This window comes from Natronomonas sp. (genome assembly GCF_046710025.1).
Taxonomy (GTDB): Archaea; Halobacteriota; Halobacteria; order Halobacteriales; family Haloarculaceae; genus Natronomonas.
The window spans coordinates 1-3,532 of record NZ_JBKEGK010000252.1 but is presented as its reverse complement, the minus strand read 5'-3'; the positions used below and the strand labels follow the sequence as shown (position 1 = coordinate 3,532).

At 62.9% G+C, this 3,532-nt stretch carries 5 protein-coding genes; 2 read left to right on the top strand and 3 right to left on the bottom strand.

From position 1 onward, the window contains the following. Window positions 1-160: 160 nt before the first annotated feature. Window positions 161-385: a hypothetical protein gene (locus tag ACI944_RS13220; protein WP_411719499.1), complete on the bottom strand. Its 225-nt coding sequence runs from the start codon at window positions 383-385 to the stop codon at window positions 161-163. A gap of 51 nt (window positions 386-436) precedes the next feature. Next, window positions 437-1,207, bottom strand: a complete 771-nt coding sequence (locus ACI944_RS13215) for a bacteriorhodopsin (RefSeq protein ID WP_411719498.1) — start codon at window positions 1,205-1,207, stop codon at window positions 437-439. 185 nt (window positions 1,208-1,392) lie between these two features. Between ACI944_RS13215 and ACI944_RS13210 the strand changes: the two genes are divergently transcribed. Further along, complete coding sequence (locus ACI944_RS13210; RefSeq protein WP_411719497.1) at window positions 1,393-1,767, top strand: hypothetical protein; 375 nt, start codon at window positions 1,393-1,395, stop codon at window positions 1,765-1,767. A gap of 150 nt (window positions 1,768-1,917) precedes the next feature. Here the strand turns inward: ACI944_RS13210 and ACI944_RS13205 are convergent, their stop codons facing one another. Continuing rightward, a complete protein-coding gene (locus tag ACI944_RS13205; RefSeq protein WP_411719496.1) occupies window positions 1,918-2,931 on the bottom strand; it encodes an arsenic resistance protein in 1,014 nt (337 codons plus the stop codon). Between the two features lie 214 nt (window positions 2,932-3,145). On the opposite strand from ACI944_RS13205, the gene ACI944_RS13200 reads away from it, so the two are divergent. Continuing rightward, window positions 3,146-3,514 (top strand): DCC1-like thiol-disulfide oxidoreductase family protein, encoded by a 369-nt coding sequence (locus ACI944_RS13200; RefSeq protein ID WP_411719495.1) that lies wholly within the window; start codon window positions 3,146-3,148, stop codon window positions 3,512-3,514. Window positions 3,515-3,532: the final 18 nt, after the last annotated feature.

Here is a 3,532-nt window from a genome sequence, read left to right as displayed (position 1 = left end):
GCCGCGATGATCGCCATCGAGGACGGGATCGTCGGGGAGGGTACGTCGGGCGGCGTGGCCGTGAACGCGGACCACTTCGAGCGTGCGTTGGCGGAGACGGCACCGTCGGCGGACGGCCGCGGGCAGCCTCAGGGCGGCCGCGAGCCGTTTCGAGGGTGATCTAGGCGCGTTCCTCGTGGAGATTGAGCACGAAGTAGGCGATCCCGAACGCGGTGACCAATTCGACCCCCGCAGTGAGCCAGAACGCGGTGCCGAAGCTCAGGCCGAACGTCTGCAGCGTCGGAAGCGAAAACAGCGCCGCGGCGGCTAACACGGCACAGATGGCGATCCCGACGACTGAGTAGGTGTTCAATACGGCGACAGGTTCGGATGGTTCGTCGGTCATAAAAAAACTGATTTCGGCTGGTTCGGCCGCGATACCTATACCGGTGTCCGATCAGTCGGCGGTCGCAGCGGCCGACGGCTCCGGAGCTTCGGTGTCGCCGAGGATCGCGCGACTGCGGAGCAGGATGAGCCCGAACCCGACCTTCGCGCTCACATCAAGCACCATGAACGCGAGCGTCTCGACGCCGAGACCGACGACGCCGGCACCCTCGGTCCCGATGATCCACAGGATCGGGTACGCGGTCCAAAGAACCAGCGTCAACACAGTCAACGTGTTGAACGTGCTCTGGACCTCCTCCGAGCGCTGCTTCGCCGCACTGCGGAGGCTCGTGGCGAGGAAGTACAGCACAACGATCATCGAGATGGTGCTGATAAGCCACCACGTGTACCGTGCGAGCATCGTCTCCGAGAGGGCGCCCACGAGACCGGTGACGATCATGAGCGCGTCGACGCCGATCAGCGTGCCGATGGTGACCCGGTCGACCTTCGCGAGCAATGCGAGGTCAAGCAGGAGCAGCGGCGTGGTGAACAGCCAGTCGGCGTACCGCGCATAGTAGATGTCGAGCATACCGCGACCCGCGACTTCGACCTCGGTTAGCCCGATGCCGAAGAACATCGACAGATACGCGGCCGACGCGATGCCCGGCACGAGGATCGTGATCGCGTAGTACTCACGGGCCTCCTCATCGGTGACCCCCCATCCCTTGATGAGGAAGTAGAAGGTCCCCATGAGCATGAACAACGTTCCGATACCCAGCCACAGCGTTTCGGGTCGACCGTCTCCGAGGAGGTCGAACCCTGCTTGTAGTATTGCTGCCTCCATATGCACTTGAACATATGATGGCAAGTATTATGTCATCTATACCAACATAGTTGGGTATCTGCGCTCGCCGCTCCGATAGCGGGTGGTCGAAGCCACTCGGTTCACGCTGCGTAGCGAGGGACGACGAACGTATATAAATCACGGACCAACCAGGAATTAATGTCTGTCCGTTCCGTAGCACCCCCATGGGCGATAAAGAGGCCGATTCGGACACGGAGTCGACAGTCGAGACCGAACGGGAGATAGCCGTCGATGATGAGGGGGAGGCCGCCATCGACGTCGAGGCGATGGACGCCTACCAACGCCGAATAGAGGAGATGTCCGCCGAAATAGAACAGCGCGAGCAAACCATCGGTGAGTTGGAGTCCGTGGTTGAATCCCAATCGGAGCGCATTGACGAACTCGAAAGTCAGTTTCTGGATCTGTCCGCTCGCGTCGCCGACGGCAGGAACCTCGGAGTCTGTCCGGAATGCAACGGCGCGACAGAGCGGAAAAGCCGGCTGTTTCGTAGCGACACGATCGAGTGCGTTCGGTGTGGCAAGGTCATCCACACGTACTAAGCCGCATCGTCCGTAGGTCTCGCCCGCCGGAGCGTCACATCGGTCGGCGTGTCGGCCGAGAACCGACTGGTGTTCCCATTCCCGTCGTACAGCGGGGTCCGTCGACTTCCGTTTCGGGTATCTATTACATCCCGCTGCCGGGGAGCCAAGCTACGACCGCGACAGCCGTTCGCGGAGGATGTCAGTGATACCCCGATCAGCGTCGACGACATCGCGTCGATACTGCATGTAGACGGCGCCGAGGGGCGGTTGGACGAGATACGCGAGCGCGATGGGTAACACCGACTCCGCAGGCGGGAATCCGGGCGCAGCCGCGATGGCGAGCGCGATCGAGAGGTTTCGCATACTCGTCGCGTACACGAGCGCCACCGATTGCGTCTCCGAGAGCAGCAGACGGCCGACGCCCGCGCCGACAGCCAGGATGAGTGTATAAAACACGACGAGCGGGACGATCGTGGCCACGGACGAGACGGGATCGGCGAGGATGCTCTCGGCGCGGATCGCCATCGCGATGAAGACGATGAGCATCACGCCGAACGAGGAGACGCCGCCGAAGGTGGGTTTGAACGTCTCGAAGCGATCGGGGCCGTAGCGCCGAAGGAGCAGCCGCCGGGTCAGGGTGCCCGCCACCATCGGGATCGCGACGACGATCGCCAACTGGCGGTACAGCGCGTTCGGGTCAAAGCCGACATCGCCGCCGACGAGCGCGGAGAGGTACATCGGCAGGATGAATACGGCGACGACCAGGTTGACCGCGATCGCGACGAGGGCAGCCTCCAGATCCCCGCCGGCGAGGCCGGTCCAGGCGGCCGTCATCCCCGAGGTCGGAATAAGCGCGATCAGGTAAAGCCCGATCGCGTAGGCGGGGTCACCGGCGAAAAACAGCCGGGCGAGCCCGATTGCGATGATCGGCGCGATGCCGAAGTTCACCAGCAGGCTCGCCCCGACCGGAGCGACGTGTTCGCGGGCGGCGAGCACCTCCCGAAGGTCGATGTTGATCATCATCGGGTAGATCATCACGAAGAGCACCGGGACGACGGCCGCTTGCAGGGCGCTCCGGGTGTCGGGGCCGACGACCTGCCCCACAAGCAGGCCCGCGAGGAGCGAGCCCACGACGACGTATATGAGGTTCTGCTTCAGCTGTCGCAACGCCGCGCCGATCACGCGCCGTCACCTCCGAACGCTGTGGCAACAGCATACGGTTGTTGGTCGATGAGACACAACCGAGATAGCGATCTGGGCCAGAAAGCTCTTTTATCCGTCTCTCTCATTGGTATATTGTATTAATTGTACAATATAAAGAGTTACGCTCGCCGCATGGCGTCCCGTCCCAACCGGCTCCGAGGCACATATCAATCCCCCGCCCGAATATCGACGTATGAGCGGCGACGCCCTCGTCTACGACGACGACTGTGGCTTCTGTACGTGGTGGGCCGACTACTTCGCCCGGCGGAGCGATCTCGATGTCGTCGGGTTCAGCGAACTCACCGACGAACAACGCGCCCGGCTCCCCGAGGACTTCGAGTCGTGCGCGCACCTCCTGACCGACGACGCGGTCTACTCCTGCGGCGCGGCGGCCGAGGAGGCGTTCGCTATGGCAGATATCCCACCGGGATCTCGCGATCTCACCCGGTTCTTCCGGCAGTTCGACGACTATCGGCGGCTTCGCGAGCGGCTTTACCGCGAGGTCGCGGATCGACGCGACGTGTTGGGGCTTTTCGTCTCGAAGGACCGCCTCGACGATTAGCGGAGCGGGAACGCTCGA